General features: G+C 53.9%; 1 protein-coding gene. It reads right to left on the bottom strand.

Annotated features, from left to right (window positions below):
- Window positions 1–73: 73 nt before the first annotated feature.
- Window positions 74–868 (bottom strand): IS110 family transposase, encoded by a 795-nt coding sequence (locus GBM95_RS11810; RefSeq protein ID WP_152159268.1) that lies wholly within the window; start codon window positions 866–868, stop codon window positions 74–76.
- Window positions 869–1026 lie beyond the last annotated feature (158 nt).

The following is a 1026-nucleotide window of genomic DNA, read 5'->3' as shown; positions in this document are numbered from 1 at the left end:
GCGCCTGTTTTACGAATGAGAGTACCCTCTATGCACAGGCGGCCTGACCCCAAGCGCCACACAGCACCATCCGTCAACTATTAAATACCTTTGTTAATAGTATGCATCGCACTTCCTCCGTCAGCCCCCAATTGAGGAGCATTGGAGCTTGCGTGCCGAATTCAGCGTGTTCCTTGATGAGCTCCTTGAGTTCTTTCCCCGTGATTTTCCTGCCAATGAGGTTCGTCAGCTTGTTGATGACGATGATCTTCTCACGAGCCCTCTGCTCAACGGCAGTTCCCCGGGTTCGGACAAGGTCCCGGATTTCACGGAGCTGCTTGGGCATGATGACGGTATAGCGAAGAGCGTTGTAGCGCAGGCGATCGGCAAGGTATTCGGCATCCTTGCGGTCGTCGGCGGCCTTGGTTTTAGCTTCGCTGACGGTGCTCGGATCAGCGAGCACCAGGTTCCAGCCGTTCTTTTCGAAGAGGTCCGCAAGCCAGTACCAGTTGTAGGTCGCTTCGACGCAGGCGATGTGCGGCTGATCCTTGCAGAATCGCTCAAGCACAGGCTTTATCAGGTCTTCCGGCAAGGTGCCGTCGACTCGCTGCGTGCCGATGGATCTGGAGAAGATGACCTTGCCGACGGGGCCGGAAGGACGCTGTTCGTTGACGATGACCGAGAGCCAGATGTTGTTGCTGTGGAGGTCGATGCCGATGTAGCGGCAATTGGCTCTGCTGCGAGCAAGAGCGAGCTTCTCCTGCACTGCCTGGGCGTAGGTTTCGTCGCTCTCGTTTTGAGCGGGCTGGGCTTCGGCCTGAACAGCATTGCCTTCAACTTCGGAAACAGCGGTCAGATCAGTATCGATGTCGGAGATGGTATTATTCATGGTGATTTCTCATGGAAAATTGAGATCCGCGTGCCCGGAGTTGTGGTGAACTCGCGGGCACATTTTTTTGATCTACAGTGGGAACGAAAACTGTTGTTTTTAAACGAAAAACAGGACAATTACGATAACAAAAGAACTGTAGTGTAACTGGCGCTGAT

The sequence above is a fragment of the Sutterella seckii genome (assembly GCF_009183815.1).
GTDB lineage: Bacteria > Pseudomonadota > Gammaproteobacteria > Burkholderiales > Burkholderiaceae_F > Sutterella > Sutterella seckii.
This window is presented reverse-complemented; position numbering and strand designations above follow the sequence as displayed.